Origin of the sequence: Arthrobacter sp. 2RAF6, from assembly GCF_052115205.1 — a bacterium.
GTDB lineage: Bacteria > Actinomycetota > Actinomycetes > Actinomycetales > Micrococcaceae > Arthrobacter.
The window spans coordinates 1-24,925 of sequence record NZ_JBFRGF010000037.1 but is presented as its reverse complement, the minus strand read 5'-3'; the positions used below and the strand labels follow the sequence as shown (position 1 = coordinate 24,925).

22 protein-coding genes and 1 pseudogene are annotated in these 24,925 nt (G+C 64.8%); 7 read left to right on the top strand and 16 right to left on the bottom strand.

The features are described from left to right. Window positions 1–80 precede the first annotated feature (80 nt). On the top strand, window positions 81–3,572 hold the full coding sequence (locus AB4Z38_RS20705; RefSeq protein ID WP_441431445.1) for a proline dehydrogenase family protein: 3,492 nt from the start codon (window positions 81–83) through the stop codon (window positions 3,570–3,572). Window positions 3,573–3,632: 60 nt separating this feature from the next. Here AB4Z38_RS20705 and AB4Z38_RS20700 read toward each other — a convergent pair whose 3' ends face one another. Both AB4Z38_RS20700 and AB4Z38_RS20695 read right to left on the bottom strand, forming a co-directional pair. Further along, on the bottom strand, window positions 3,633–4,544 hold the full coding sequence (locus AB4Z38_RS20700) for an oxygenase MpaB family protein (protein WP_441431463.1): 912 nt from the start codon (window positions 4,542–4,544) through the stop codon (window positions 3,633–3,635). Between the two features lie 105 nt (window positions 4,545–4,649). Continuing rightward, the gene (locus tag AB4Z38_RS20695; protein ID WP_441431444.1) at window positions 4,650–6,116 is read right to left on the bottom strand and encodes an MFS transporter; all 1,467 of its coding nucleotides are present in this window, start codon (window positions 6,114–6,116) and stop codon (window positions 4,650–4,652) included. A 96-nt stretch (window positions 6,117–6,212) separates the two neighbouring features. On the opposite strand from AB4Z38_RS20695, the gene AB4Z38_RS20690 reads away from it, so the two are divergent. The 3 genes from AB4Z38_RS20690 to AB4Z38_RS20680 all read left to right on the top strand — a co-directional run bounded on the left by AB4Z38_RS20690 (window position 6,213) and on the right by AB4Z38_RS20680 (window position 8,759). Continuing rightward, window positions 6,213–6,593 carry a MarR family winged helix-turn-helix transcriptional regulator gene (locus AB4Z38_RS20690; RefSeq protein WP_364540001.1) on the top strand — a complete coding sequence of 127 codons (381 nt, stop codon included), beginning with the start codon at window positions 6,213–6,215 and terminating at the stop codon, window positions 6,591–6,593. Between the two features lie 131 nt (window positions 6,594–6,724). Further along, on the top strand, window positions 6,725–8,176 hold the full coding sequence (locus AB4Z38_RS20685) for a peptidoglycan DD-metalloendopeptidase family protein (protein WP_441431443.1): 1,452 nt from the start codon (window positions 6,725–6,727) through the stop codon (window positions 8,174–8,176). Window positions 8,177–8,273: 97 nt separating this feature from the next. Further along, the gene (locus AB4Z38_RS20680) at window positions 8,274–8,759 is read left to right on the top strand and encodes a glutathione peroxidase (protein WP_441431442.1); all 486 of its coding nucleotides are present in this window, start codon (window positions 8,274–8,276) and stop codon (window positions 8,757–8,759) included. Here the strand turns inward: AB4Z38_RS20680 and AB4Z38_RS20675 are convergent. The 3 genes from AB4Z38_RS20675 to AB4Z38_RS20665 are packed head-to-tail and all read right to left on the bottom strand — an operon-like array spanning window position 8,756 to window position 12,594. Further along, window positions 8,756–10,441 carry an amidohydrolase gene (locus AB4Z38_RS20675; RefSeq protein ID WP_441431441.1) on the bottom strand — a complete coding sequence of 562 codons (1,686 nt, stop codon included), beginning with the start codon at window positions 10,439–10,441 and terminating at the stop codon, window positions 8,756–8,758. The two genes, AB4Z38_RS20680 and AB4Z38_RS20675, sit on opposite strands and share 4 nt — an antisense overlap. Before the next feature lie 46 nt (window positions 10,442–10,487). Continuing rightward, window positions 10,488–11,126, bottom strand: a complete 639-nt coding sequence (locus AB4Z38_RS20670) for a TetR/AcrR family transcriptional regulator (RefSeq protein ID WP_441431440.1) — start codon at window positions 11,124–11,126, stop codon at window positions 10,488–10,490. 22 nt (window positions 11,127–11,148) lie between these two features. Continuing rightward, entirely contained in the window at window positions 11,149–12,594 is a 1,446-nt protein-coding gene (locus AB4Z38_RS20665; protein WP_441431439.1) for an APC family permease, read from the bottom strand. 258 nt (window positions 12,595–12,852) lie between these two features. Here AB4Z38_RS20665 and AB4Z38_RS20660 point away from each other — a divergent pair, with 258 nt between their 5' ends. Beyond that, window positions 12,853–13,794 carry a phosphodiesterase gene (locus AB4Z38_RS20660; protein ID WP_441431438.1) on the top strand — a complete coding sequence of 314 codons (942 nt, stop codon included), beginning with the start codon at window positions 12,853–12,855 and terminating at the stop codon, window positions 13,792–13,794. 4 nt (window positions 13,795–13,798) lie between these two features. On the opposite strand, the gene AB4Z38_RS20655 is transcribed toward AB4Z38_RS20660, so the two are convergent. Continuing rightward, window positions 13,799–15,382 (bottom strand): stealth family protein, encoded by a 1,584-nt coding sequence (locus AB4Z38_RS20655; protein WP_441431437.1) that lies wholly within the window; start codon window positions 15,380–15,382, stop codon window positions 13,799–13,801. Between the two features lie 52 nt (window positions 15,383–15,434). After that, complete coding sequence (locus AB4Z38_RS20650; protein ID WP_441431436.1) at window positions 15,435–16,343, bottom strand: hypothetical protein; 909 nt, start codon at window positions 16,341–16,343, stop codon at window positions 15,435–15,437. Window positions 16,344–16,512: 169 nt separating this feature from the next. On the opposite strand from AB4Z38_RS20650, the gene AB4Z38_RS20645 reads away from it, so the two are divergent. Together AB4Z38_RS20645 and AB4Z38_RS20640 are read left to right on the top strand one after the other, a co-directional pair. Continuing rightward, the gene (locus tag AB4Z38_RS20645; RefSeq protein WP_059388531.1) at window positions 16,513–16,812 is read left to right on the top strand and encodes a type II toxin-antitoxin system VapB family antitoxin; all 300 of its coding nucleotides are present in this window, start codon (window positions 16,513–16,515) and stop codon (window positions 16,810–16,812) included. 88 nt (window positions 16,813–16,900) lie between these two features. Further along, a complete protein-coding gene (locus tag AB4Z38_RS20640) occupies window positions 16,901–17,539 on the top strand; it encodes a LytR C-terminal domain-containing protein (protein ID WP_441431435.1) in 639 nt (212 codons plus the stop codon). 39 nt (window positions 17,540–17,578) lie between these two features. Here AB4Z38_RS20640 and AB4Z38_RS20635 read toward each other — a convergent pair whose 3' ends face one another. The 9 genes and pseudogenes from AB4Z38_RS20635 to AB4Z38_RS20595 form a co-directional block, all read right to left on the bottom strand. Beyond that, window positions 17,579–18,220 (bottom strand): TetR/AcrR family transcriptional regulator, encoded by a 642-nt coding sequence (locus tag AB4Z38_RS20635; RefSeq protein WP_441431434.1) that lies wholly within the window; start codon window positions 18,218–18,220, stop codon window positions 17,579–17,581. A 114-nt stretch (window positions 18,221–18,334) separates the two neighbouring features. Continuing rightward, a complete protein-coding gene (locus AB4Z38_RS20630) occupies window positions 18,335–19,033 on the bottom strand; it encodes a DsbA family oxidoreductase (protein ID WP_441431462.1) in 699 nt (232 codons plus the stop codon). 172 nt (window positions 19,034–19,205) lie between these two features. Continuing rightward, window positions 19,206–19,736 (bottom strand): GNAT family N-acetyltransferase, encoded by a 531-nt coding sequence (locus tag AB4Z38_RS20625; RefSeq protein WP_441431433.1) that lies wholly within the window; start codon window positions 19,734–19,736, stop codon window positions 19,206–19,208. Between the two features lie 122 nt (window positions 19,737–19,858). Beyond that, the gene (locus AB4Z38_RS20620) at window positions 19,859–21,193 is read right to left on the bottom strand and encodes an MFS transporter (RefSeq protein WP_441431432.1); all 1,335 of its coding nucleotides are present in this window, start codon (window positions 21,191–21,193) and stop codon (window positions 19,859–19,861) included. A gap of 115 nt (window positions 21,194–21,308) precedes the next feature. Then, window positions 21,309–21,764, bottom strand: coding sequence for a heme-degrading domain-containing protein (locus tag AB4Z38_RS20615; RefSeq protein ID WP_441431431.1), 456 nt, complete (start codon window positions 21,762–21,764; stop codon window positions 21,309–21,311). After that, a complete protein-coding gene (locus tag AB4Z38_RS20610) occupies window positions 21,761–22,651 on the bottom strand; it encodes a TolB family protein (RefSeq protein WP_441431430.1) in 891 nt (296 codons plus the stop codon). Before AB4Z38_RS20610 ends, AB4Z38_RS20615 begins: the two co-directional genes overlap by 4 nt. After that, complete coding sequence (locus AB4Z38_RS20605; protein WP_441431429.1) at window positions 22,648–23,532, bottom strand: 3-keto-disaccharide hydrolase; 885 nt, start codon at window positions 23,530–23,532, stop codon at window positions 22,648–22,650. The genes AB4Z38_RS20610 and AB4Z38_RS20605 overlap by 4 nt, the downstream gene beginning before the upstream one ends. Window positions 23,533–23,633: 101 nt before the next feature. Further along, window positions 23,634–24,632: a sugar phosphate isomerase/epimerase family protein gene (locus AB4Z38_RS20600; protein ID WP_441431428.1), complete on the bottom strand. Its 999-nt coding sequence runs from the start codon at window positions 24,630–24,632 to the stop codon at window positions 23,634–23,636. Between the two features lie 65 nt (window positions 24,633–24,697). Next, a pseudogene (locus AB4Z38_RS20595) lies at window positions 24,698–24,925 on the bottom strand (gfo/Idh/MocA family oxidoreductase); the annotation flags it as partial.

Genomic DNA, 24,925 nt, shown 5'->3' with positions numbered 1-24,925 from the left:
AAAAGATCGCTTTTCCTAATCTGATTGTAGATCCATACTGATGGAAACAAAGCCCTCTCCGCACCAAAGGAACGAAGCGCATGAGCACACCAACCCGGGATTCGAGCATCGACGCCAGGACGCCGTCCACCCCGGAATCCGGTCACCTCCAGGAGTTGGCCCACGAAGCCATCCAGCTGGTTCGACACTGGCTCACCGAAGCCTCGAAGGTGCCCGTCGACGTTTCCGCACAGCGCCTCGCCGGCGTCCTGAAGGACCCGAATGGCCTGGACTTCACGGTGGGATTCGTCGACGGCGTCATCCGCCCCGAGGATCTGTCCGTCGCCGGCCGCAACCTGGCCAGGCTTGCCCCGAAGGTCCCAGCCTTCCTGCCCTGGTACATGCGCGCTGCCGTGCGCACCGGCGGCGTCATGGCCCCGGTCCTGCCGCAAGTGGTCATCCCGATCGCCCGCAAAGTCCTCCGTGACATGGTGGGCCATCTGATCGTGGACGCCACGGACGCCAAGCTCGGTCCGGCCATCGCCAAGATCAAGCAGAACGGCGTCCACCTGAACGTGAACCTGCTGGGCGAGGCCGTCCTGGGCGAACGCGAAGCCAGCCGCAGGCTCGAGGGAACCCTCAAGCTCCTGGCTCGTGACGACGTCGACTACGTCTCCATCAAGGAGTCCTCCACGGTGGCCCCGCACTCGCTGTGGGCCTTCGACGAAGCAGTGGATCACGTGGTGGAGAAGCTCACCCCGCTCTACAAGCTGGCTGCATCGTTCCCCAAGCCCAAGTTCATCAATCTGGACATGGAGGAATACAAGGACCTCAGCCTGACCATGGCCGTGTTCACCCGGATCCTGGACAAGCCCGAATTCAAGAACCTCGAGGCCGGCATCGTGCTTCAGGCCTACCTCCCGGATGCGCTCTCGGCCATGCAGGAACTGCAGGAATGGGCTGCGGTCCGCCGGGCAAACGGCGGCGCTCCCATCAAGGTGCGCGTCGTCAAGGGTGCCAACCTGCCCATGGAACAGGTCCAGGCGTCCATCCAGGGCTGGCCGCTCGCAACGTGGGGCACCAAGCAGGATTCGGACACCAACTACAAGCGCGTCCTCAACTACGCCCTCACCACCGAGCACATCGATGCGGTCCGGATCGGCGTCGCGGGCCACAATCTCTTCGACGTAGCGTTTGCCTGGCTGCTGGCCAAGGAGCGCGGCGTTACGAAGGGCATTGAGTTCGAGATGCTCCTTGGCATGGCCACGGGCCAGGCCACGGCCGTCCGCAAGGACGTCGGCAGCCTCCTGTTGTACACACCGGTAGTGCACCCGGGCGAGTTCGACGTCGCCATCGCCTACCTGATCCGCCGCCTCGAAGAAGGCGCCAGCCAGGACAACTTCATGTCCGCCGTGTTCGAACTCGGGGGGAACTCCCCAGAAAGCAGAACCCTGTTCGAACGCGAGAAGCAGCGTTTCCTCGCCTCCCTCGCGGAGCTGGACGACGCCGTTCCGGCCCCCAACCGCATGCAGGACCGCAACGAGCCCGCCGTCTCGGGGCCAAAAGATGGTTTCGCCAACACTCCGGATACCGATCCTGCCCTGCCCGCCAACCGGGCCTGGGGCCGCGCCATCCTGGAGCGCATTCCGGGATCCACCGCCGGCAACGCGATCGTTGAAGCCAGCAAGGTCAGCGACCCGCAGGAACTGGAACGCATCATCGCCGCCGCCGTCGAGGCTGGCGAAAAATGGGGTGCCATGCCGGCCGCCGAACGCGCAGCCATCCTGCACCGTGCGGGCGATATCCTGGAATCCCGCCGCGCCGAACTTCTCGAGGTCATGGCCTCCGAAACCGGCAAGACGATCGAACAGGGCGACCCCGAAGTCAGCGAAGCAATCGACTTCGCGCACTACTACGCAGAGCGCGCCAAGGACCTGGAAACGGTCGACGGCGCCACGTTCGTCCCAGCGAACCTCACCGTGGTGACCCCGCCGTGGAACTTCCCGGTGGCGATTCCCGCGGGCTCTACGCTGGCGGCTCTCGCCGCGGGATCCGCCGTCGTGATCAAACCCGCAAAGCAGGCCCGCCGCTCCGGTTCCGTCATGGTGGACGCGCTGTGGGAGGCCGGTGTGCCGCGCGAAGTGCTGGCGCTCGTGCAGCTCGAAGAACGCGAGCTGGGCACCCAGCTGGTCTCGCACCCCAGCGTTGACCGCGTGATCCTCACCGGCGGCTACGAGACCGCCGAGCTCTTCCGCTCCTTCCGGCAGGACCTCCCGCTGCTCGCGGAGACCTCGGGCAAGAACGCCATCATCGTCACTCAGCACGCGGACCTCGATCTCGCCGCCAAGGACGTCGTCTACTCGGCTTTCGGGCACGCCGGGCAGAAGTGCTCCGCCGCTTCGCTCGTGATCCTGGTAGGTTCCGTTGCCACCTCCGCGCGCTTCCACAACCAGCTGGTGGATGCCGCCCGCTCGCTCAAGGTGGGCTACCCGGAACAGGCCACCACCCAGATGGGGCCGATCATCGAGCCGGCCACCGGCAAGCTCCTCAACGCGCTGACAACCCTCGGCGACGGCGAGACCTGGGCCGTGAAGCCGGAGAAGCTGGACGAGACGGGCCGCCTCTGGTCCCCGGGCATCCGGTTCGGAGTCAAGCGAGGCTCCTACTTCCACCTGACCGAGTTCTTCGGCCCGGTCCTCGGCGTCATGACCGCGTCCACCTTGGAAGAAGCCATCGCCATCCAGAATGAGATCGAATATGGCCTCACCGCAGGGCTGCACTCGCTCGATTCCGATGAAATGGGCGCCTGGCTGGACACCATCCAGGCCGGCAACCTCTACGTGAACCGCGGCATTACGGGCGCCATCGTCCAGCGGCAGCCGTTCGGCGGCTGGAAGAAGTCCGCCGTCGGCGCGGGCACCAAGGCCGGCGGACCCAACTACCTGGTCGGACTGGGCAGCTGGCTCCCCGCCGAGCCCGGCGCGAAGCGCGGTGCCACGCTCAAGGGTGCGGCAGCTTCGATCCTTGCCGCTGCCAAGGCCGCGGGCCCGCTTGTTGAGGCCAGCGATGCGGAGGCCCTGCAGAAGGCGCTCTTCAGCGACGCCGCCGCATGGGCCACGGAATTCGGCACCCGCAAGGACGTCTCCGGCCTGAGCGCCGAGCGCAACGTCTTCCGGTACCGGGCCGTCCCCGTGACCATCCGCTTGTCCGAGGACGGGAAGCTCGTGGACTTGCTTCGCGTCGTAGCAGCCGGGGCGGTGGCGGGTTCAGCACTCACGGTGTCCTCCGCCGTCGAGCTTCCCGAAGCAGTTGTCGCAGCGCTCGCTGGGCTCGGCGTGAGCACCCGCATCCAGAACGACGCCGAATGGCTGGCTTCCGCGGCAGGCATCAACGGCGGCCGCATCCGCCTGATCGGCGGGGACAGCAGCGCGCTGAGCGCAGCGACCGGCGGTCGTCCCGACGTCGCGATCTACCACGGCACGGTGACCCCCGCCGGCCGCATCGAGATGCTGCCGTTCCTGCACGAGCAGGCCATCAGCATCACGGCGCACCGCTTTGGAACTCCGAACCACCTGTCGGACTCGCTGATCTAGCGATTCGTCAAGGAAGCCCGGCGGGACGGCCACAAGCCGCTCCGCCGGGCTTCCTTGCGTCTAGGCTTCGTACCCCAAGCGCCGCAACCGCTGACGGGCGGCCTTCTCGCTGGGGCCGCTGCGTCCCAAAGTCAGGCGGACGACGGCGAGGACCACCCGCGCGGCGAGAATCGACGGCAGCGGGATGGGGCCAAAACGGGCCTTTTCAAGCCCCAACAGTTCCCGGTACCGAGGTTCCAGGCTGGCCACGGCCGCGGCGAACAAAATCCGGTAACCGGGTTGCAGCGACGCTTTCAACGGGGGATATCGGATGAAATCGATGGTTTCCCTGAGCCGCTCGTCCGCGCGGAGGTGCCCGGAGGCATACCACTGGTCCATTTCCGACGCCACCTCGGCGAGGCTCAGGGGAGGGTCCTCGACTCCCATCAGGCGGCCGGCCTGGGCCCACTCGCGGACGTAGGCATCGGTGCCGCCGGGGATGGCGCCTCCCCAGATCCGGTGCGCCGCCACGAAGGAATCCGCGTACGCAACGTGGACCCACCGCAGAAGCTCGGGATCGTTTGCTGAATACTCGCGGGTCTGTCCCTGGGCGTCAACGTAGCTGCCTTTGACGGAGTCGTGCACCCGCCGCACGAAGGAGGTTGCCGTCTGGGCCGCATCCATGGATCCGTAGCTCACGGTGAATATCCACCGGATGGTATTCGCCAGCCGGCCGAGGGGATCCCTTTTGAAGCCTGAATGGTCGTACACACCCGCCAAGGCGCCGGGGTGCAAGGACTGCATGAGCAGCACCCGGATTCCCGCGACGATCGTGGACATGGACCCGTGGACAGCCCAGACGGCCGAGCCGGGAAGGTGGTATCCGGGGTCGTTTCCTTCCGCAAGCCGCAGCACCCAGTCAGGCGTGGACTGCGGGTGACCCGTAAAAGTCATCCGCAGCTCCGCTCGCCACTTCTTCAGGAAGTTGACCATGGTCCATTGTTGCGCAGCATTCTGTTGGCGCAAGGTGCCTTCTTGTGTACGCAGAGGTGCCGGCCCGCTGTCGAACAGCAGGCCGGCACCTTTCACGAGGTCCGCTTAGGCTGCGGGTTGCTCAGCGAGTGCCCGACGGCGGCGCGCCGGTGACGCTGCCACCAGCAGGGCGGCGATTGCCACGGCGGCGCTCAGGACCAAACCGGGCCGGTACTGATCGAGCATGGCTGCCGCGCTGACGGTGCTGTTCGTGCCTGCGCCCGCGTCATGCCCGCTGACGAGGGCAGTCGTCACGGCAAGGACAAGGGCTGCGCCAACCTGCGTGCTGGTCTGGATGAGTCCAGCAGCCAGCCCCTGCTCCGCATCCCGGATTCCAGCCGTGGCTTGGACGTTGATGGACGGGAAGGCCAAGGCGAAACCGATGCCCAGCAGGATGACCGAGGGCAGGATGTCCAGGACGTAGTTGGGTGAGGTTCCAACGCGGAGGAACAAGACGTAGCCAAGTCCCATGGCGGTCAGACCGGTGAGGATGAGCTTCGGGGCCCCGAATTTCTCGATGAACCTGTCCGCGAAGGGTGCGCTCGTTGCCACGAGGAGCCCCGTGGGAAGCAGGGCAAGCGCCATGCCCAAGGGAGACCAGCCGAGTACCGACTGCAAGTACATGGTGAGGATGAACTGGAAGCTCAGGTACGAGCCGAACAATCCAACTGCGCTCAGGTTGGCGCGGGCCACCCATCCTTCGCGAAGGATGCCGAAGCGGATGAGCGGGTGCTTGACGCGGTTTTCGATGGCGGCGAAGGTTGCCAGCACGGCCGCAGAGATGGCGAATCCGGCGATTGTTGCCACAGATCCCCAGCCCTTCTCCGGAGCTGAAACCAAGGTGTACACGAGGCCAAGCATGCCGAGCGCGAGGGTGACTGCGCCCCAGACATCATGGCCGCTCTCTTCCGTGGATGGCTTGTCCCGGGGAATGAACAACATGCCGAGGAGCACGACGGCGACGGCGATCGGTACCGACACCAGGAAGGTCCAGCGCCAGCTCAGGCTCGTCATGAGCCCGCCAACCACCAGCCCGAGCGAAAAGCCGCTCGCGCCGAAAGTGGTGAAGATCGACAGGGCCTTGTTGCGCTCGCGGCCTTCAGCGAAGTTGGTGGTGATGATGGAGAACCCGGTAGGGGCAGTGAACGCCGCGGCCAGGCCTTTGACGAAGCGCGTGGCGATCAAGAGGGTGGGATCGTTCACGAGGCCGCCGAGGAGTGATGCCGCAGCAAACACGGTCAAGGCGATCAGGAAGATCCGACGCCGGCCCAGCAGGTCGGCGAGCCGCCCGCCCAGGAGCAGGAGGCTCCCGTAGCCCAGGACGTAGGCGGAAACGATCCACTGCAGGGAATCGGTTCCGAGGTGGAGTTCGTGGCCGATGGAGGGAAGGGCTACGCCCACCATGGAAACGTCCAGGCCGTCGAGGGCCAGGACGGTGCACACCACCATCAGTAGCAGCCACTGGGCCCGGGTCCAGCGGACGGCTGTATGGAGCTGCTCGGCAGATCTAGTGAGGGTGCTCGGTGAAGTCATGGGATCAATCTATATGACACGTCATTCAATGACAAGGAATATGACTGGGAATCTTATGACGTGGACTTTATCCGGCGTTTCGACTAGAATCGGGCCATGGCAACAACGCAGGATCGCCAGCTGGTTGAGCAATGGCGCAGCATCCAGAACTCGTACTTCCGGACCGCGGCCGCCATAGACCGCGCCCTCGAAGCCAAGTTCGACATCGGCCTGAACGAATTCGAAATCCTCGATCTCGTTGCCGAAAGCGTTGACTCTGCCTGCCGCATGAAGGCACTCGGGGAGCGGACTCCCATGACCCAGAGTGCCGTTTCCAAGGTTGTTGACCGGCTGGAGAAGGCCGGACTCGTCTCCCGCGTAACCTGCGCAGATGACCGCCGCTCGCTGTACCTCGAGCTGACCGACGCCGGCCGCGCGCTCCATTCGGATGCCGCCGTCGAGCACCGCGCGTTGCTGAAAGAGAACCTCGGCGAGTAGCCCGGAACCGTCCGGCAAGTGTTTCGCGAACCGGCCAAGTATGAAGTCGAGTGTTCCCATTCGATTTGATAGCGGACACAATGGGACAAGCGCGCCCGTACTGGGGATGAGCGCCTGTCTCAGGAGCCGCTGTGGGAAAGCATCATGAGTCTGGCCAGGTCGTCGACCTGGCGCTCACAAGAAAACTTGGCCGGGTCCTTTCGGCGTGCTTCCTCGCTGTCGTGGTGATCCTCGCTTTTGGTTTCCAGGGCCCAGGTTTGGGCGGACCGGCAAGCGATGGATCCATGGCCACTGGCCAGGTCGAACCCGGCATGCTTCCCACGGATGGTGCCACTTCCAGCGCGCAGGAAACTGTGCCCCAAAGCCCGTCATCGGCCCCGGTCCAGGCAGGTGACAAAGCCACGGTGTCTTTTGAACGTTCCCCGGTCCAAACCCTCGACAAGAACGGCGTAGGCAGCCTCAACGTCGCGTCGAGTTCCCTCGACCGGCCGCCTGCCGGGAAACTCTACGCGCCGCTCGAAGTGCTGTTTCCGAGCTCTCCCTTCGGGTTGAGGATCGATCCCTTCACCGGATTGCCGGGCGAGTTCCACTGGGGCCAGGATTTCGCCGCGGCTTGCGGCACGCTCGTCTACGCGGCCGACTCCGGCGTGGTCCGGGCCGTTGGCTGGCATCCATGGGGTGGCGGCAACCGCGTGGAAATCGATCACGGCAACGGCCTCGTCACCACGTACAACCACCTGCAGGGAATCGCCGTGACCAAGGGGCAATCGGTCCGGGTAGGCGAGGTCATAGCCAGAGTGGGAACCACGGGTTCCTCGACCGGCTGCCACCTGCACTTCGAGACCATCCTCAACGGCGTCTACACCAACCCGATGAACTGGACGTTCCTGCCAACCAAGCAGGTGGATCCCCTCGGCGATATCCCGATGGTCAGCTACCAGCCAGGCTCCGCCACCGCGACCTCGGCGGGGTCGGTCTGGTCCATCCCCGGGGCCGTGCCGACTGACCCGGGAGCCGTGCCCAACGGACAGGCCGTGACCGGCGGGGTGCAGGAAGCGAAGGTTGTGCCTCCAAGCCCGTCTGCTACGGGCACGCAAACGCCGACGGCGTCACCCACCGGTAGTCCGACGCCGTCACCCACCGGGACGCCGACTGGCACCCCGACCGCAACGCCGACTGGCACCCCGACCGCGACGCCGACTGGCACCCCGACCGCGACGCCGACTGGCACCCCGACCGCGACGCCGACTGGCACCCCGACCGCGACGCCGACGCCCTCGCCGAGTGCCACCACCACACCAAGCAAGACACCGAGCGGCACCCCGAGTCCTACCGCGACGCAAGCGCCTACCGCGACGCAAGCGCCTGTGGTGACACCGGTGCCCACAGCGACAGTCCCGCCTGTGGTGACTGTATCGCCCACGGTGGCGCCGACGTCGGGCCTCCCCGCTCCGGTACCGACCGTGACCCACACCCAGTCAGCCCCGCCCCCGCCGGCACCCGCGGAGCCCACGCCGTCGGCGCCCACGAGCCCCACGCCGTCGGCTACCGCGACCACCAAAACGGCATCCCCTCAGCCGTAGAAGTCATCGCTTTCCTGGAGCCCGCCGAACGGCACTGCCGCGCGTAGACTCGAACGCGGCAGTTTGCCGAGGTTCCCCCTCGTAAGGAAGCGATTCAATGTCCCCGCTCTATAGCATCCCCCTGACGTTCAACGACGGCTCCCAGGCCGACTTTGGGCGTTTCGAGGGCAAAGCCGTACTGGTAGTCAATGTGGCTTCGAAGTGTGGTTTCACGCGCCAGTACTCGGGACTTGAGGAGCTCTACGGCAAATACCGTGACCGTGGATTCGAGGTTCTGGGCGTGCCGTGCAACCAGTTCGCCGGCCAGGAACAGGGGTCCGACGCCGAGATCGCGGACTTCTGCCAGCGCAATTTCGGAGTGTCGTTCCCGCTCGCGAGCAAGTCCAAGGTCCGGGGCAAGGAGCAGCATCCCCTGTATGCCGAGCTGACCCGGACGGCCGACGGTTCCAAACCGCAGAAGGTGAAGTGGAACTTCGAAAAGTTTCTCGTGAGCCGCGAAGGCGAGGTGCTCGCCCGCTTCCCGTCCGCCGTCGAGCCCGATTCCGAAGAGCTCATCGAGGCACTCGAAGACGCCCTCGCCTAGGCCCTCTGGAGGGAATCCCGAGTGACCCCCGCGGTGAGCGTCTGCCAGTTGTCAACAACGATCTCTCCGTCGACAATAGTCAGGATCACCGGCGTCTGCGCGAATTCGTCCGGCGCGGTGGTCAGGGGATTGTGTCCAACAATCGTCAGATCGGCGCGGGCTCCTCTCTCCACGGTTCCGCCTACTTCGCCAACCGACCGCCAGTATTGACTCGTGTAGCCTTCGAGCGCGGCACGCGCGGACAGCGACTGCCGGGGCTGGACGGGCTCGACGTCGGGCTGGCCGGCCGGGCGGCGCGTCTGGGCTGAGGCGATGATCGCCCGCGGGTCGAAAGGAGCGATGGGCCAGTCCGATCCGAGGGCGACGATGGCTCCGGCGTCTCGCAGATCGCGGGTGCGCCACGCGTCGTTGGCCCGTTCGCTGCCAAGCCTGCGGGACCAGTTGTCGCTGTGGTCGGCGCGGCTGTAGAGGGCGCAATGCGTCGGCTGCAGGCTCGTTGCAGCCCCCGCGCTGATGATTTCCGCCAAGACCGAATCCGGGATGGACTCGATGTGCTCGATCCGGTGGACCGTGCCGTTCTTGGGAAGGGCCCCGATGGTCCGCGCGACGAAGGACACCGCTTTGTCGCCGATGGCGTGCGTGGTGGTGGGGATCCGGTGTTCGTGGAAGAACTTCATGGCTGCGGCGAGGGCCTCAGGCTCGTGCCAGAGCGGGTGGAGTGATTCTCCGTGGGTGTCGGGTTCAAAGAGCCATGCCGTGCCATTGTCGATGGTTCCATCCATCATGAGCTTGATGCCGTGAACGTGCCAGCGCCTGCCGTGCCGGCCCTGCATCGCCAGCATGGCCTTCAGGTCCTTCTCGGTGGCACCGGGCATGACCCACGGGGAGACGCGCAGCCGGATGGCGAGCTCGCCTCTGCGTTCGAGGGCCTCCAGCACCTCCAGGGTGTCCGGGGCCCCGAAGTCCAGCATTTGGCCGGCTACCAGCCCGGCTTCGGCCATGGAACGCAGGAGCTTCCCGAGTTCGTCGACCCGCTGATCGAAGGAGGGCTGGGGGAGGACGCCGCGAACGAGGTCCTGGGCGGCCATCTCGTAGAGCATGCCGTTCGGTTTGCCGTGCTGGTCGACCCCGACATAGCCGGTACTGGGAAGCTCTTCCGTTCCGGTGACCCCGGCGAGCTTGAGGGCGGCGTCGGAGACAAGTGAGGCGTGGCCGTCGAACAAGGTGATGAATACGAGTTCCTCGTCGAGGATGCCGTCGAAGAGGGAGTTGTCGAAGACCGCGTCCCCGAAGATGACAGGGTCGAGGCCCCAAGCGAACAACCAATCGGAGCCGACGGCGTGCGGCGTGGAAGCGGCGTGCCGTGCAAGGGCGGCGCGGACGGCGTGGAGCTCGGTGACCCCGCCCAGGTCAAGGCCGCGGGCGATTTCCGCCCCGTGGATGGGGTGGATGTGGGCGTCGATCAGGCCGGGGCAGATTGTTGCGTCGCCGACGTCGATCACTTGTTTGGCCCGTGCGGTCCATTCGGCGGCGGGGTTGGCTGTCTGCTCGCCGTCGGCGCGGCCGACGTGCGCAATGCGGCCATTTGAGATGGCGACGAAACCGGCGGTCTCTGTGAGCGCCTCACCGTGGAGGATGCTGGACGAGAAGATGACGAGATCGATGGGCTCGGGCGTGGTCACGATGTAACTCCTTGTGTTCGGGTGTCCGACGCCGGCCCGGTGAGGATCAGTCGTCGTCGATAGCGGCCTTCAATCCTGCCGAGAGGACATCGGCCAGGAAGGCGAAGCGGTCTACGGGGTGCTCTGCCACGGCTTTCTTTGCCGCGAACAGATGGGGGTAAGTGCCTTCCTCCTCTTCGTTGATGCTCCATGCTGATTCCATCGTCATTGCGTCGAGGCTCGCGCCGATCGCTGCGCTGTCGAGGGTTTCCAACGCGGGAATGATGAGGTGCCGTGGCGTCCCCGCGATCTCAAACGCTTCGACAAACTGGTCGTAGCGCTCCAAGGCTGCCGGGTGTGACACCGGCTGCGTGAGCAGGAGGGGAAGGAGCGCCGGCACCATGCTGTACGCCTTGCGGAGGGAGTCGAAGATCCCGCGGATGACGTCGTCAAGGCTGCCAGTCGGCAACTCGGGCATCGGAGCTTTTTCTACGAGCGCGCCACGGGCCAGTTCGATGATCTCCTGCCGACCCGTGACGTGCTTGTAGAAAGATGACTGCCTGACGCCCAGACGTTCCGCGAGCCGCGGGATGGAGAGGCTCTCTTCTTCTTCGAACATCTCGAGCGCCGCACGGCCGATCGCCTTCCGCGAGAGCCTCGGTGTCCGGGGCCGTCCTAGCTGGCTGGTTTTGCTGGGAGTCTGCATCCCTCAAGACTAGGCTCCGGGATCACTCGGCGTGGCCGATCCGCTGGTAGGCGGCCGGGTTGACCTTGCGCAGCACGAGGGCCAGTACGGTTCCTGCGGCAAACAGGATCGGTGCGAACACGAGGAGCGTGGTGTTGACGGGGTCCCCGGCCGGGAGGCCTGTGATCAGCTGGGCATTATTCGCCATCAGGTAGGTCACTGCGCACATGATGATGGTGGCGGCCACGGCGGAGGGGACGACGTACCAGCGAAGGCCATGGTCCTTGAGTCGGGTGAAGAAGACCACGACGCCGACACCCGTGAGGGCCTGCAGGAGGAGGATGCCGATCACGCCCGGGGTGTTCGTCCAGATCAGGAACTGGGTGAAGGGATCCAGGTGGAATAGGGCCGCACCGATCACGAGGGCGAGCGCGAGGAGGGTCTGGTCGAAGCCGGCCACGGACGGGGTGCGGTATCGCGGGCTGATGCCGCCGGAGCGTTTAGGGAAGATACCCTCGCGGCTCAGGGACAAGGTGTAGCGGTTGATGGTGTTGTGGAAGGAGAGCTGGGCGGCGAAGATGCTGGTGACGATCAGCACGCTCATGAGGTTCACGCACCAGCCGCCCGCGAAGTTGCCCGCTGCGATGTAGGCGGTGTCCCCGGCGTCGAGGTGGCCCGCGGCGAATGCCTGGACGGCGTCCGCTCCGAAGGCCTGGACGATGATCCAGACGGCGAAGGCGTAGAACGCGCCGATGAAGGCGATGGAGATGTAGGTGGCACGCGGGACGCTGCGGTCCGGGTCCCGGGCCTCTTCCCTGTACAGGGCTCCGGATTCAAATCCCATGAAGGCGGAGAAACCAAGGCCAAGGACTGCGGCGAACTGCGGGGAGAAGATGGCCTGCGGGCTGAATGATTCGAAGCTGATGCCGTGTGCGCCGCCTTGGGCCAGGACGAACGCGGCGACGATGGCGACGATCAGGGTTTCGAGGGTGAGCAGGACAGCGAGGACCCTGGCGCCGACGTCGATCCCGCGCCAGCCCAGGTACCAGACGGCCCCGATCGACACGATCGCGTAGAGCCACCAGGGAAGTTCCACCCCGGTGAAGGACTTCACGGCGAGATTGGCCTGGATGCCCAGCAGTCCGTAAAGGCCGATCTGCAGGCCGTTGTAGCTCATCCACGCAGTCAGGCCGGAACCGAGGCCGACCACGCGGCCGAGGGTTTTCGAGATGTAGCCGTAGAAGCCGCTGTAGGACCGGACGTGGCGGGTGAGCGCCATGAAACCGATGGCGAACAGGCCCAGGCCGATAGCCGCGGCGATGTAGATGGAGGGAGCGCCGACGCCGCCCACAGCGAGGGCGAGCGGGGCGATGCCGACGACGATGGTCAGCGGAGCGGCCGCTGACACCAACATGAACACAATGTCGCGAGTGCCGATTGCGTTCTTCTTCAATCCAACGTCAGGGCTGGAAGTTGCGGGCGGCGCCATTGCCGCTGTTTCTTTAGTGAAAGCCATTCACTTATTGTGAGGGGCGGCACATGTTTGAGTCAAGAGGTGGATTTCAGTCAAAGGTGAGCGGGCGTCGTCGAAAGTTGCCCCAAAGGTGAGCGAGGATCGCGGGGGAACGTGAGTAATTTTCCAACATTCCGACCGTAAGTTACCCTGCGTTAGCCTTTTGTCTGGTTGGATTGGGTCTATTGGGGACTGACACCGGAGGCGCCGCCTCCTACCGACCCGAAGGTAGTCATGGAGCTCATCGAGGCCGAGCACCCGCGGCCAGGACACGTACTTCTGCACCTTAGCGACTCCCATTTGTTGGGAGGGTCGGAGCCCCTTTACGGCGCGGTCGATAGCGAAGCCCATCTCAGGCAACTATTTTCGGAAGTGCACGCGTCAAAGGTCCGTCCCGACGCCGTGATCTTCACCGGTGACCTCGCCGATCAAGGTGAGCCGGGCGCCTACGCCAAACTCCGGTCGATCGTCGAGCCTGCCTGTCGAGAGATGGGAGCGCGGGTGATCTGGGCGATGGGAAACCACGACGATCGGGCGAATTTCCGTGCGGGCCTCTTCGACCAGAGCGACAATGACGCCCCGGTGGATCACAGCTACTTCGTCAACGGCCTGCGGATCATCACGCTGGATACCTCCGTGCCCGGCTTCCACCACGGTGAGCTAAGCCAGAGCCAGCTCGACTGGTTGGGATCGGAGCTCGCAACACCGGCTCCGGACGGCACGATCCTTGCCCTCCACCACCCTCCGGTCCCGAGCGTCCTTGACCTCTCCATCCTCGTGGAGCTGCGCGGCCAAGCCGCGCTGGCCGACGTCGTACGCAATTCGGATGTCCGCTCCATCCTGGCCGGTCACCTGCACTACTCCACCACGGCCACTTTCGCCGGGGTCCCGGTATCGGTGGCTTCCGCGAGCTGCTACACGCAGGACCTCAACGTTCCGCAGGGCGGCACCCGCGGCCGGGATGGCGCCCAGGCATTCAACCTGGTGCACGTTTACGAGCAGACGATCGTGCATTCAGTGGTGCCGTTGGGAAAATCGCCGACTGTCGGTGAGTACGTCAGCCCGGAAGCCACCAGGCGCCGGCTCGCCGAAGCAGGCGTCCGGATTCCCCAGCGAGCTACGCACGAACGCGGTTCCAGGGCGGATGCGAAGCGCCCGGAGATGACCCGCCGCTAGCGTACTACTTCTCCCACGGCGCCTTGACCGGGAAGTACTTCTCCATGAAGTCCGTCACGAGTCCGGCCCGTTCGTCGGCAGCCACCTCGGGGAAGCTGCCATCGTTGAGGCAGAAGAAGTCCACGTTGCGTTTGGCGAGCAAGGTGGGCAGGTAGTGCAGCCCTGACCACAGGGTGGTGTCCACATACCTGACCTTGGCCGCCGTCTGCGTCACTGCCCGGCCCGTGAGCAACGAGTAGTAGTGGTAAAACGAGTTGGTCACCGAGATGTTGTCCGCCGCGCGGAACCTGCTGCCCGCCGTCTTGGCGAATTCGGCCGGAAACTCGCTCTCCATCTCTGCGATCACGCTGCGACGAAGGGGCGCGGCGGTGTGTTCCAGATGGCGTGTGGTGATGCGCCCGAACCGCTCCCAGAGGAGTTTCCTGTTGACGCGGGCAGCGTTCTCGAAGCCGCTGCGTTCGGCGTCGTTCTCTCCCAGCCCGATCCGGGTGGAGGCTTCGATGAACTTGGTGATTCCGCCGGGAGTGAAGAACATGTCCGGTGCCACGGGCCGTCCGAAGAACATGTCGTCGTTGGAATACAGGAAGTGCTCGGAGAGTCCCTCAATGTGGTGCAACTGGGATTCCACGGCCTGGGAATTGTGGGTGGGCAGCACTGTGGGGTCCTTGAAGAACTCCTCGCTGCGCATGATCCTGACACTCGGGTGCTCGGCCAGCCACTCCGGCGCGGGGGAGTCCGTGGCGATGTAGATCCGGCGAATCCAGGGCGCATACATATACACGGAGCGCAGGGCATATTTGAGCTCGTTGATCTGCCGGAAACGGGCCTCGTGGGCGTCGCCCTCGCCCACGACAGCGTCTTTCATTTGCTCGCGGCGGGCCGCGATGTACGCGGGATCGTTGCCGTCCACCCACGAAAAGACAATGTCGACGTCGAAATCGATGTCGCTCGCGTGGTCCGCGAACATGTTCTCGATGGTCGGCCAGCTCAGCCCGTGGCGTTCCACCGTGCCCCGGACAGCGTCCTGGCGCAACATGGTTCGCCGGGTCAGGGAGTTTTCCACCGGCAACACAAGTTGTTCGCCGTCGAACTCCCACAATTCCAGTTGCACGCCCAGCGAGGGGCCGTAAGTCAGCCCGCCCCCGGGCTCCACGCGTGGACGGAAGAGCCGGAAGATCCGGGCCTTCCGGTTGCTCGAGAGCTCGCCGTCGGCCACCAGCAACGTGGATTTCTTCCGCGCATCAACGGTCATGGAGTAGAACGGCTCGTTCCGGAAAGCGGAGACCAAAGCCTGGCGCAGTTTCTTCCGGAGCTTCCAATCGACCGCGATCACGGGCCGGTGGTCATTGCCGCGGACCAGGATGAAGTCCAACCCGGCCGCGTCCAGAGCGGCGCGGATCACGAGAAGGTCTTCGACCATCACCTGCTGCGGGGTGCGGTTCTGGTTCAGCAAGCTGTACCGGCCGCGATGGCGGACGACGTCGGCGCGGTGCTTGAGGCGCGCCTCGACTGCGGGCGATGTCGGTTCGGGAACGACGGCATCGTCGTCGGAGGCGGGGCTACCGAAGTAGATTGCTTGCTGGTCCATGTCTGTGATGGCTTTTCTCCGAAAGGTTGTGGTTCGCGCGGGCTTGGTGGCCTTAGCCCGCCAACGCTTCACGCCAACTGCGCAGGAATGCGCCTCCGGCGTCGTCGTGAATGACGTCGTCGCCCAGGCCGAGGTCTGTGGCTGTAAGAACATCGTAGGGCTTGTTGGGCACGCCGTCCGCGGGCCGGACGTCGACGTGCTTGACGCGGTGGTCGTTGTGGTGGAGCCAATCCGCCATAGCGTAGTCCGTGCGAGAATCGCCCACGGTCCGCCAGGCCTGCGGGGTGATCCCTTGGGCCGCGAGGAGTTCCACTGCGCGGCTGGCGCCGAGATCCTTGCCGAGCCGGATGGACTCGATATCCGTGGAGATGATGGTGGGATCCAGGCGGTAGTCGGCGGCGTCGTCGGACTCTGGTGCGTGGTGATCGAGGAGAGCGGCGGAGAGCCCGTGCCTGCCCATGAGCTCCAATGCATCGGCGTCGAAGAGCTTCTGCTCGGCCAGATAGTCGTCACTTGAGACATCCAGATGCTGCTCCACCGACACCATGGCGCGCTTTGTCTCGTCGAAGAACATGTGAGTCGCATAGTCCTCTGCCACCATGCGGCGGACGTCGTCGCCGTAGGCCTTCGGAACAGCAAGGTCATGGTCCACATGGATGGGTCCCGGGCCGCCCGAGGTGTAACTGAACCACACAGCGCCCTTCTCGCAGATCGCGTGGACCACGGTTCCCGCGGGCATTCCGGCGGCGATCATGGGCGCCATGACCTGCTCGCGGATGAAAGCGTCTGAGCGGCCGGTGTTGAAAATGACGGGGATGCCTGCGGATGCCAAGCCCACGAGGTCGGCGATGATTTCCGGCTTCACGTCGCGTGTCACGGGACTCGCGACAGGGCCGTCGACGTCGAGGAGGAGTGCGAGGGCAGGAGCAGCCGGGTGCGTGCCTGGCATTGAAGCAGTCATGAACCCATTCTGTCAGTCCGGCGTGATGGCGGCAGCGGTGTGACGGCGACGGCGGCAGGCGGCACCGTTTCAGCGCTCACCGTCCGTCAACGGTCACCTTTTGGCCACAACCTTGGTGACCGACTTCTCACAAGTTCCCTTGGACGCCTTACTTCTTTAGGCTTGCAAAGTGATATTCAAAGCTGTGGGCGAGGGACGCCCGTACCCTGACCATGGTTTTTCCACGCCCAAGGACTGGGCCTCGCTGCCTCCGCGTCCGGTCCGGCTCGACGAACTCGTCACCACTAAGCGCACCCTTGACCTGGAAGCACTGCTGGCCGAGGATTCAACGTTCTTCGGCGACCTTTTCCCGCATGTGGTGCAGTATCAAGGCCTGCTGTATCTCGAAGACGGGCTCCACCGTGCAGTCCGTACTGCGCTCCACCAGCGCACGGCCATCCACGCCCGGGTCCTGGTGATAGATGGTTAACGAAACAATCCCGGAGGAGCAGGTGGCGGTGCCCGAAAATGCGGATCCGAGGAAGCGCCGGAAACGTCCCGGTCGTCAGAAAGACCCGATGAGTCTGCACGGTCATCGCGTTGTCACAGGGCCGGAACTTCGGGCAACTTTTGCCGATACTCCTGGACCGGAGAGCCATCCGGGGTGGTTCAGCCGGCGCCTCTTGCATGGGATCGTTCTCGCGCTGCTCGTCGGAGTGGTGGTTGCCGGACTCGTGGGCGCATGGGCAGTAATCAACGGGGTGATCCGCTTCCCCTCGGCCGTTGCAAGCCAGGCGCCGGCGGCCGTGTGTCCTGCCACTGTTTTCGACTACATGCCCAACAACAAAATCAGCGTCAATGTCTACAACGCCGCTGGCAAGGCTGGCCTGGCCAAGAACGTGGCAGACCAGTTGAAGGCCCGGGGATACAACGTTGGCACCGTCGACAACTCCACCACCAGCTACACCGGCCCGGCCGTGGTTGTTTCGGGATCCGGCGGCCAAGCGGCGGCGTTCAATATCCAGAGGAACATCGCGGGCACCGACTACTTCCAGGACCAACGCACGGATGCCTCCGTGGACCTCATCCTCGCTCCCGGCTTCTCGGCACTCGTGCCACCGGAACTGGTGGACAACACTCCGGGGAAGCTCAGTTGTCCCCGACTGGACCAGCGGATTCCGGACAATGCGAAGCTGCCGGTGATGCCGACGCCTTAGCGTTGGCCTTCCGCGGACAGCGTCAGCCGCGCGGCAGAGTCACGCCAGGCGCGCGGGCCGGCCGTCGTCGTCGAACCTTGCTCCTGCGCCCAACTGGATGAACCTCACGGTCTGGACCAGCCGCTCCTCAAGCTCGTCCAGCTCCGCTCCGTTCGCGGCATTGCCGCGTGCCGCGCTGGAGGAAAGAGTTCCGTGGATGAGCCTGGCGAGCTGGCCGACGTCGGTGGGCGGGAGGTAGCCGGCCGCGATTCCGTCGCGCAGGATGTCCTGGAGCAGCAGGTTGAGTTCGCCGACGTGACCTGCCAATTTCGCAAAGGAAGCTGGAGAGAGGACAGCCCCCATCGCAGGGCCCGGCGGGAGGTGCCGACGGCTCAGGTCCTCCACCTGGGCGCGCACATAAAGGGCCAGGCGGTCAACCGGGTTCTGCAGCGCTGCAAGGGATTCGCGTAGATCGCCCAGGAATCGCTCGGTCTCGTCCAGGGCGTACGCGATGAGGAGCTGTTCCATGTCGGCGTAGTAGTTGTATACCGCCGTCCGGCCGACGCCAGCGTGCCGCGCGACGTCGGTCATGGTCAACCCGGGCAGGCCGTGGGTGAAGAGCAGTTCGCCGAAAGCTGTCAGGACCCGGCGTCGGGTTTCAGCGCGTTGCGCCGCATTGGTGGCGGCCGTAATCCTAGGCATACAGACACTTTACAGTGATCTGTCAGCAAAGTTGGGTGTGTGCGGCGCGAACTGGCAGCAGGTGACCTCTCAGCGCGCTGTTGGGGTCATCTGCTGCCAGCTCGCGCAAAGGTTCTAGATCGCGCAGCCGTCGGGGCCGCAGGCTTCGGCGTCGGGGCTGCCGACGGCGACCAGCGGATTCGCTTCTTGCCATGCCTGTGTGAGGGCCTGGGTGAAGACCTCGGCGGGCTGCGCGCCGGAGAGTCCGTACTTGCGGTCGACGACAAAGAACGGCACACCGGTGACGCCGAGCATTCGGGCTTCGGCGATGTCGCCGCGGACGTCCTCTGCGTACTTGTCGGTGCTGAACAACTCGGCGATTTCGGCTTCCGGCAGGCCCAAGTCGCTGCCGAGTCCGGTCAGGTATTCCTGGCTTCCGATGTCTTTGCCATGTTCAAAATGGCCGCTCAGGAGCAGCTCCTTGGCTTCGTCCTGCTTGCCGTGGGCGGCCGCGAGGTGGATGAGGCGATGTGCCGTGAAGCTGTTGGCCACTACGACATCGTCGAAACGGTAGTTGAGGCCTTCGCCCTTTGCCTGCAACGCCACGTGCTCGAACATCTGGCTGACCTGCGCGGGGTCCATGCCCTTGCGCTTGCTCAGGTAATCGAGTTCTGTGCCGTCGTAGTGTTCCGGGATGCCCGGGTCCAATTGGTAGCTGCGCCATTGGATCTCGACCGAATCGCGGTGCGGGAATTCGGCGAGGGCTGTTTCGAACCTGCGCTTTCCGATGTAGCACCACGGGCAAGCGACGTCTGACCAGATCTCAATCCTCATGACGGCGACAACCGGATATTCAGGCGCGTCATTCCCGGAATGGCCTGTTGGTCTGATCACAGCCAAGCGTTCACGACACGCAAAAGGGTATGCGACGCAGATGCGGGCAGGCGCTACGCCGATACGGGCCTCGTGAAACTGATTGCGCGTCGCGGGTCCGTTCAGCGCACTCCTAGACCGCCCGCTCCATCACGAAATCGTGTTCCACGGCATCGCCCAGGCGAAACGACTTGGTCCCGACCTTCCTGAATCCACTCTTCTCATAGAAGCGGATGGCCTTGGCGTTCTGGCTGTTGACACCCAGCCACACCCCGGCAGCACCCGAGCCGGCAGCGCGGTCCAAGGTGGCTTTCATGAGCTCCGCGGCAGCACCCAGGCCTTGGTGTTCCGGATGCACATAGCACTTGCTCAGCTCCGTGGAAGGGTTGAGCGTCAGGGCCGAAGCGACGTCGGTATCGGTAGTGGGTCGGGCCACGAGCATGCTGTAGCCGCGGAGTTCCCCGGCGGCGTCGATGGCCAGGATGGTGACGTCCGGATCGGCAAGGTATTCCGTGAACTTCTCCGCGCTGAGCGTCCTGCGCAGGTGCGCGGCAATGTCTTCGGGCGAGGAGTCCGGCGGGCAGGCGAGCGGAAAGGTGACGGCTGCAAGCTCCGCCAGCCGTCCGGCGTCGTCCGCTGTTGCTTCACGGATTGTCTGGCTCATGCGGTCCTCTCTGGCAATCGGGCGCAAAAATGCCCCTCAAGACTGATCTTAAGGGGCATTTCAGGAAAGATTACGACGGCGATGGCCCGCCGGAGCGTTCTGCTCGCGGGCCGCCGGGCTGCTTAGGCGCGGGCTTCCGCAAGCAGGCGAAGATCCTCCTCCGGCTGCGGATCCTTGCCCAAGGCGAGACCGATGATGGTCACCACCGCCGTGGCGAGCAAGTATGCGGCGATCAGGAGCCAGTTCCCGGTGGCGGCGTAGAGGGCCGTGAAGATCAACGGTGCCACCGCTCCGCCCACGACGCCCGCCACGGTGTAGGCAAGGGAGCTGCCTGCATAACGGAGCCTGGCCGGGAACTGCTCGGTGATGAAAGCTGCTTGCGGGCCGTACATGAAGGCGTGCAGCCCGAGGCCGATCACGACGCCGACGGTCAGCGCCAGGACGGAGCGGGACTGGATCATGAGGAAGAACAGGGGGATGTACACGGCTGTGGCAGCGGCGGTGATGCCATAGACCAGTCGGCGGTTGAAACGGTCCGTGACAGCCCCCGCGGCCGGGATCAGGAACAGCTGGAATGCTGACCCGACCAGGACCGCACCCAGGACGTTGCCGGTGGTCATGCCCAGTTCCTTGGTGGCGTAGACCGCGACGAAGACGGTGAACAAGGCGTACAAGACGTCCGGGCAGATCCGGCACAATGCGGCGGCAAGAAGCGGGCGGAACTGGGTGGTGAGGACCTCCTTGATCGGAGCCTTGGGCCGTTCGCCGGTGGCTTCGATCGCCTTGAACACCGGGGTTTCCTCAAGCTTGAGCCGGATAATGAGACCGAAGGCAACCAGGATGGCCGAGCTGAGGAAGGCCACGCGCCAGCCCCAAGCAATGAAGGATTCGTTGCTCATGACGGCGGCGAGGACGGCCAGTGCACCGTTGGCCAGCAGGTTGCCGGCAGGCGGCCCGATTTGGGCTGCGGACGACCAGAATCCGCGCTTGTTGGGGTTGGCGTACTCGCTGGACAGCAGCACGGCGCCGCCCCATTCGCCGCCGACGCCGATGCCCTGGGCCAAGCGAAGGAGGACCAGGATGATCGTGGCCCCGATGCCGATGGTGTGGTAGTCCGGCAAGGCACCGATGAGGACCGTGGCCGCGCCAATGAGGATGAGGGTGATGACCAGGACGTTCTTGCGTCCGATCTTGTCCCCGAGCCGGCCAAAGACAACGCCGCCGATAGGCCGGGCGAGGTAACCCACAGCGAAGGCCGAGAAGGACAACAGGAGGCCGGTGGTTTCGTCGTTCGTGGGGAAGAAGATCTTGGGGAAGACGAGCGCGGAGGCGACCGAGTAGATGGCGAAGTCGTAGTACTCCAGGGAGGTTCCTGTGACGCTGGCAATGAAGGCCTTGATGGCGCCTGCCGAGGGTTTGCTGCGCCGTGTTGAACGTGGCGAAGTGGTCGCGGACATGGTTCCTCCATGGAACGTTGGGCGGGCTTTGTGATCCCGATCTCAGTCGGGGCTTACACCCAATGATGCATCACATGGACGAATTGTTCAACAATTTTTTGGCGAAAGTTCTTGCCTAGGCGATGAGATGTTGCCGGATCCCTTCGACAAGGAGGTCATGATCCTCCTGCGACGAAAGGCCTGATGCGGTGACGGCCGCGACCACGCCAACGCCACGGACCCGCACGGGAAACGATCCCCCCGTCACGGCGTAGTCGGCTCCGAGCCATCCGTTGGCTACCGGATCGATACCGGCAGAGGACAGCCTGGCTTCGACAAGCGCGCTGCTTGCTTCCATCCGCAACACGAGTGCGGATTTCCGCGCGATCCACGATTCCTGGTCCGGTGTGATGCCGGGCAGCGCAGCGCGAAAAAGGATGAGCCCGGGGCGCCGGATGTCGATGCCGATCGCGTGACCGGCCGCCTGGGCCATGCCGGTCAGCCGGGAGCCGAGCTTCCAGGCGTCGCCATGGTCGAAGGCGGCGAAAATCAGCTCCTCTTCCTGGCGTTCAAGTGCGGCGATGTCAGTCATGAGGCCTCTTCTTGGAGATTGCTGGGATAGGCGACAAACGCGAAGCGGGCGGAGTCGGGTGACCAGCTGTTGACATTGAGCGTTCCCTGGCCGCCGAAGAGGGGCCAGGTGTGGAGCGGCGTCGCCCAGTCGCTGGCGGAAACAACGACGACGTCGACCGGCAAGTCCGCGGGGTGGCCTACCGTGCCGCTGGGGAAGCGGATGTAGCTGGCCAGGCGCCCGTCCGGCGAGAGGTGCGGGAACCAGTCGACGGTGTCGCTGCCGAGCAAGCGTTCAAAGCCGGTACCGTCCACCCGTGCGCGGGCAATCTGGGCATGCCCGGCCTGCGTAGTGAATGACTCGGTATTGAAGTAGAGCCATTTCCCGTCCGGAGAGTACTCGGGCCCGTCGCAGTGGCCAGGACCGGTGTCCACGGGCGCCGATGGGCCGCCGGCCGCTGGCATCGTCATGAGTTGGCCCGGCTTGCTGAAATCGCCGCCGTCGATGCCTACGTAGGCGAGTTCGAGTCCGTCCGGGCTGACGCCGTGGAGGAAATGGAAGGAGCTGTCGTCGTGCGTGAGCTTGGTGGCTTTTCCGCCGTCGAGGGCTGCGCCGTAGATGTGTCCGTCATTCGCCGAGAGGAAGATGCGCGCGCCGTCGGGGGCGAGGACGTGGTCATTGTTGAGGTCCGGGATCCCGGTGAGGGGTACTTGGGCGATGGTCCGGTCCTGGACAGCCAGTGTCCACAGTTTGCCAGCCCCATTGAGGATGAGGTGGGCGCCGTCGAGACTCCAGTTCGGTGCCTCGAAGAGCACCTCGTCAGAGGTGAAGACAAGCTCGAGCGCTCCGGTGCCCGCAGAAGCAATCCAGACCTGGCAGCTTTGGCCCGGCTGAAGTGTGCGTATCACTGTGGCACCGCGGAGTCGATCGGTAGCTCCTTGATCCGGATGTTCCGCCACCGGCATTGTGCTCCGACGCCCCAGCGGGCTTCGCCGAACATGGCGTCGTTGTCGTGGACTTCGAGGGCGATATGCCCGCGGTTGCCCAGCACCTCGTAGACCGTGTCGGCGTCGTAATTGGGGGATTGCAGGGTGGCAGTATCGAGTTCGGCGATCTTGAGACCGTTGACCCATGTGGTGATGACCGGCATGGCGCCCACGCAGCGGATCCGCAATTCGTTCCAGTCGTCCCAGCGCCACACGTTCAGGAAATCGTCGACGTCGGCGGCGTAGCTCAGCCGGTCGCGCTTCTCTTCGGTGACTGGCTCCGCTGAGGTGGCCGGGTCGTCTGCGACCAGTCCGGTGGGTTGCCCGCTCGGGTCCCGGACGACGTCGATCGCGAACGGAACCGCCGAAAAACTTGCCAGTCCGTTGCCGAAGAAGCCGCCGATCCCGCCGGATGGGCGGTGGTCCACGAGGATTTGGAACCCTTCCCAACTGTCCCGTTGACGCCGGAGCATGACGCCGGTGTCCGCAGGCCAATCGGGACGCATCTCAAGGAGCAATTCGAAGTCCCCGAACGCCTGGTCGCTGACAAGGTAGCCGCCGTAACCGCTCCCGGGAGCATCCTGCTCGCCGATCAGGACGCCATCTTCGACCTTCCAGCGGGCCGGGTGCTTTTCCGGCTCCATGGGACGCTGAAGTCCGAGGCTGTCAAAATGCTCAAGGACGCTCGGCCCACCGGGATACACCGAACCGTAGATGCGAGGCGCCGTGTGCCACCCGGCCAGGCTGACGCCGTCGAACAGCGGGACGAATGCTTCGTCGTCGGGTGCTGTGCTCCCAGGCATGCGGATGTCCTTTCGTCTTGTGAGGAATTCCTGGCGCGAGTTGGCAGCAGATGACCGCAACGTCGGATTTTGGGGTCATCTGCTGCCAGTTCGCGCTGTGGTTAGTCTTGGCTGAAGGCGGCGTCGAAGGAAGTGTTCGAGGCGGGGTAGTCGTATTTTTTGAGGTTGGCGAGGGCTTCGGGGGCGCCGTGGAGGCGGTCCATGCCGGCGTCTTCCCATTCGATGCTGATCGGCCCGTCGTAGCCGATCGCGGTGAGGGCCCGGAAACTTGATTCCCAGGGCACGTCGCCGCGTCCGGCGGAAACGAAGTCCCAGCCGCGGCGCGGGTCGCCCCAGGGCAGGTGCGAGCCCAGGACGGTGTTCCGGCCGGTGGGGCGGAGCTTGGTGTCCTTGCAGTCCACATGGTAGATCCGGTCCTTGAAGTCCCAGATGAAGGAGACGGGGTCGATGCCTTGCCACATGAAGTGGGAGGGGTCCCAGTTCAGGCCGAACGCTTCCCGGTGCCCGATGGCTTCCAGGGTGCGGACGGTGGTCCAGTAGTCGTAGGCGATTTCGGAGGGGTGGACTTCGTGGGCAAAGCGGACCCCGTGTTCGTCGAAGACGTCCAGGATGGGGTTCCAGCGGTCGGCGAAGTCCTGGTAGCCGGCCTCGATGACTTTCTCGGGGACGGGCGGGAACATGGCGACGTATTGCCAGATGGAGGAGCCGGTGAACCCGACGACGGTGTCCACCCCGAGCGCGCGGGCGAGGCGGGCGGTGTGCTTCATTTCCTCTGCGGCGCGTTGACGGACTCCTTCGGGCTCGCCGTCGCCCCAGACTTTGGCCCCGACGATGGCTTGGTGGCGGAAGTCGATGGGGTCATCGCAGACGGCCTGGCCCTTGAGGTGGTTGGAGATGGCCCAGACCTTGAGGTTGTATTTGTCCAGGATGGCGAGTTTGTTCTCGACGTAGCCGGGTTCCTCCCAGCGCCAGGCGTCCAGGTGGTCGCCGGACACGGCGATTTCCAGGCCGTCATAGCCCCAGCCGGAGGCTAGGCGCGCGACGTCCTCGAAGGGCAGGTCGGCCCACTGGCCGGTGAACAGGGTGTACGGGCGGGGCATGGGTTCTCCTTGGGAAAGATTTTCGGGGGAGGGAAAGCTGGAAGGCCGGGGTGGCCGGTGACCGGTCATGGTCGGTGGCCGGCAACCTGGATGATGGCGGATTTGGCGTCGGCGGATTCCTCGATCGCGGCCAGGACCTGCTGTACGGCGAGGCCTTCCTCGAAGGAGGGCGTCGGCGGGGTTCCGGCGTCGATGGCCAGAAGGAAGTCGCGGATTTCGTGGGTGAAGGTGTGTTCCCAGCCGATCACGTGGCCTTGCGGCCACCAGGCACCCATGTAGGGGTGTTCGGGTTC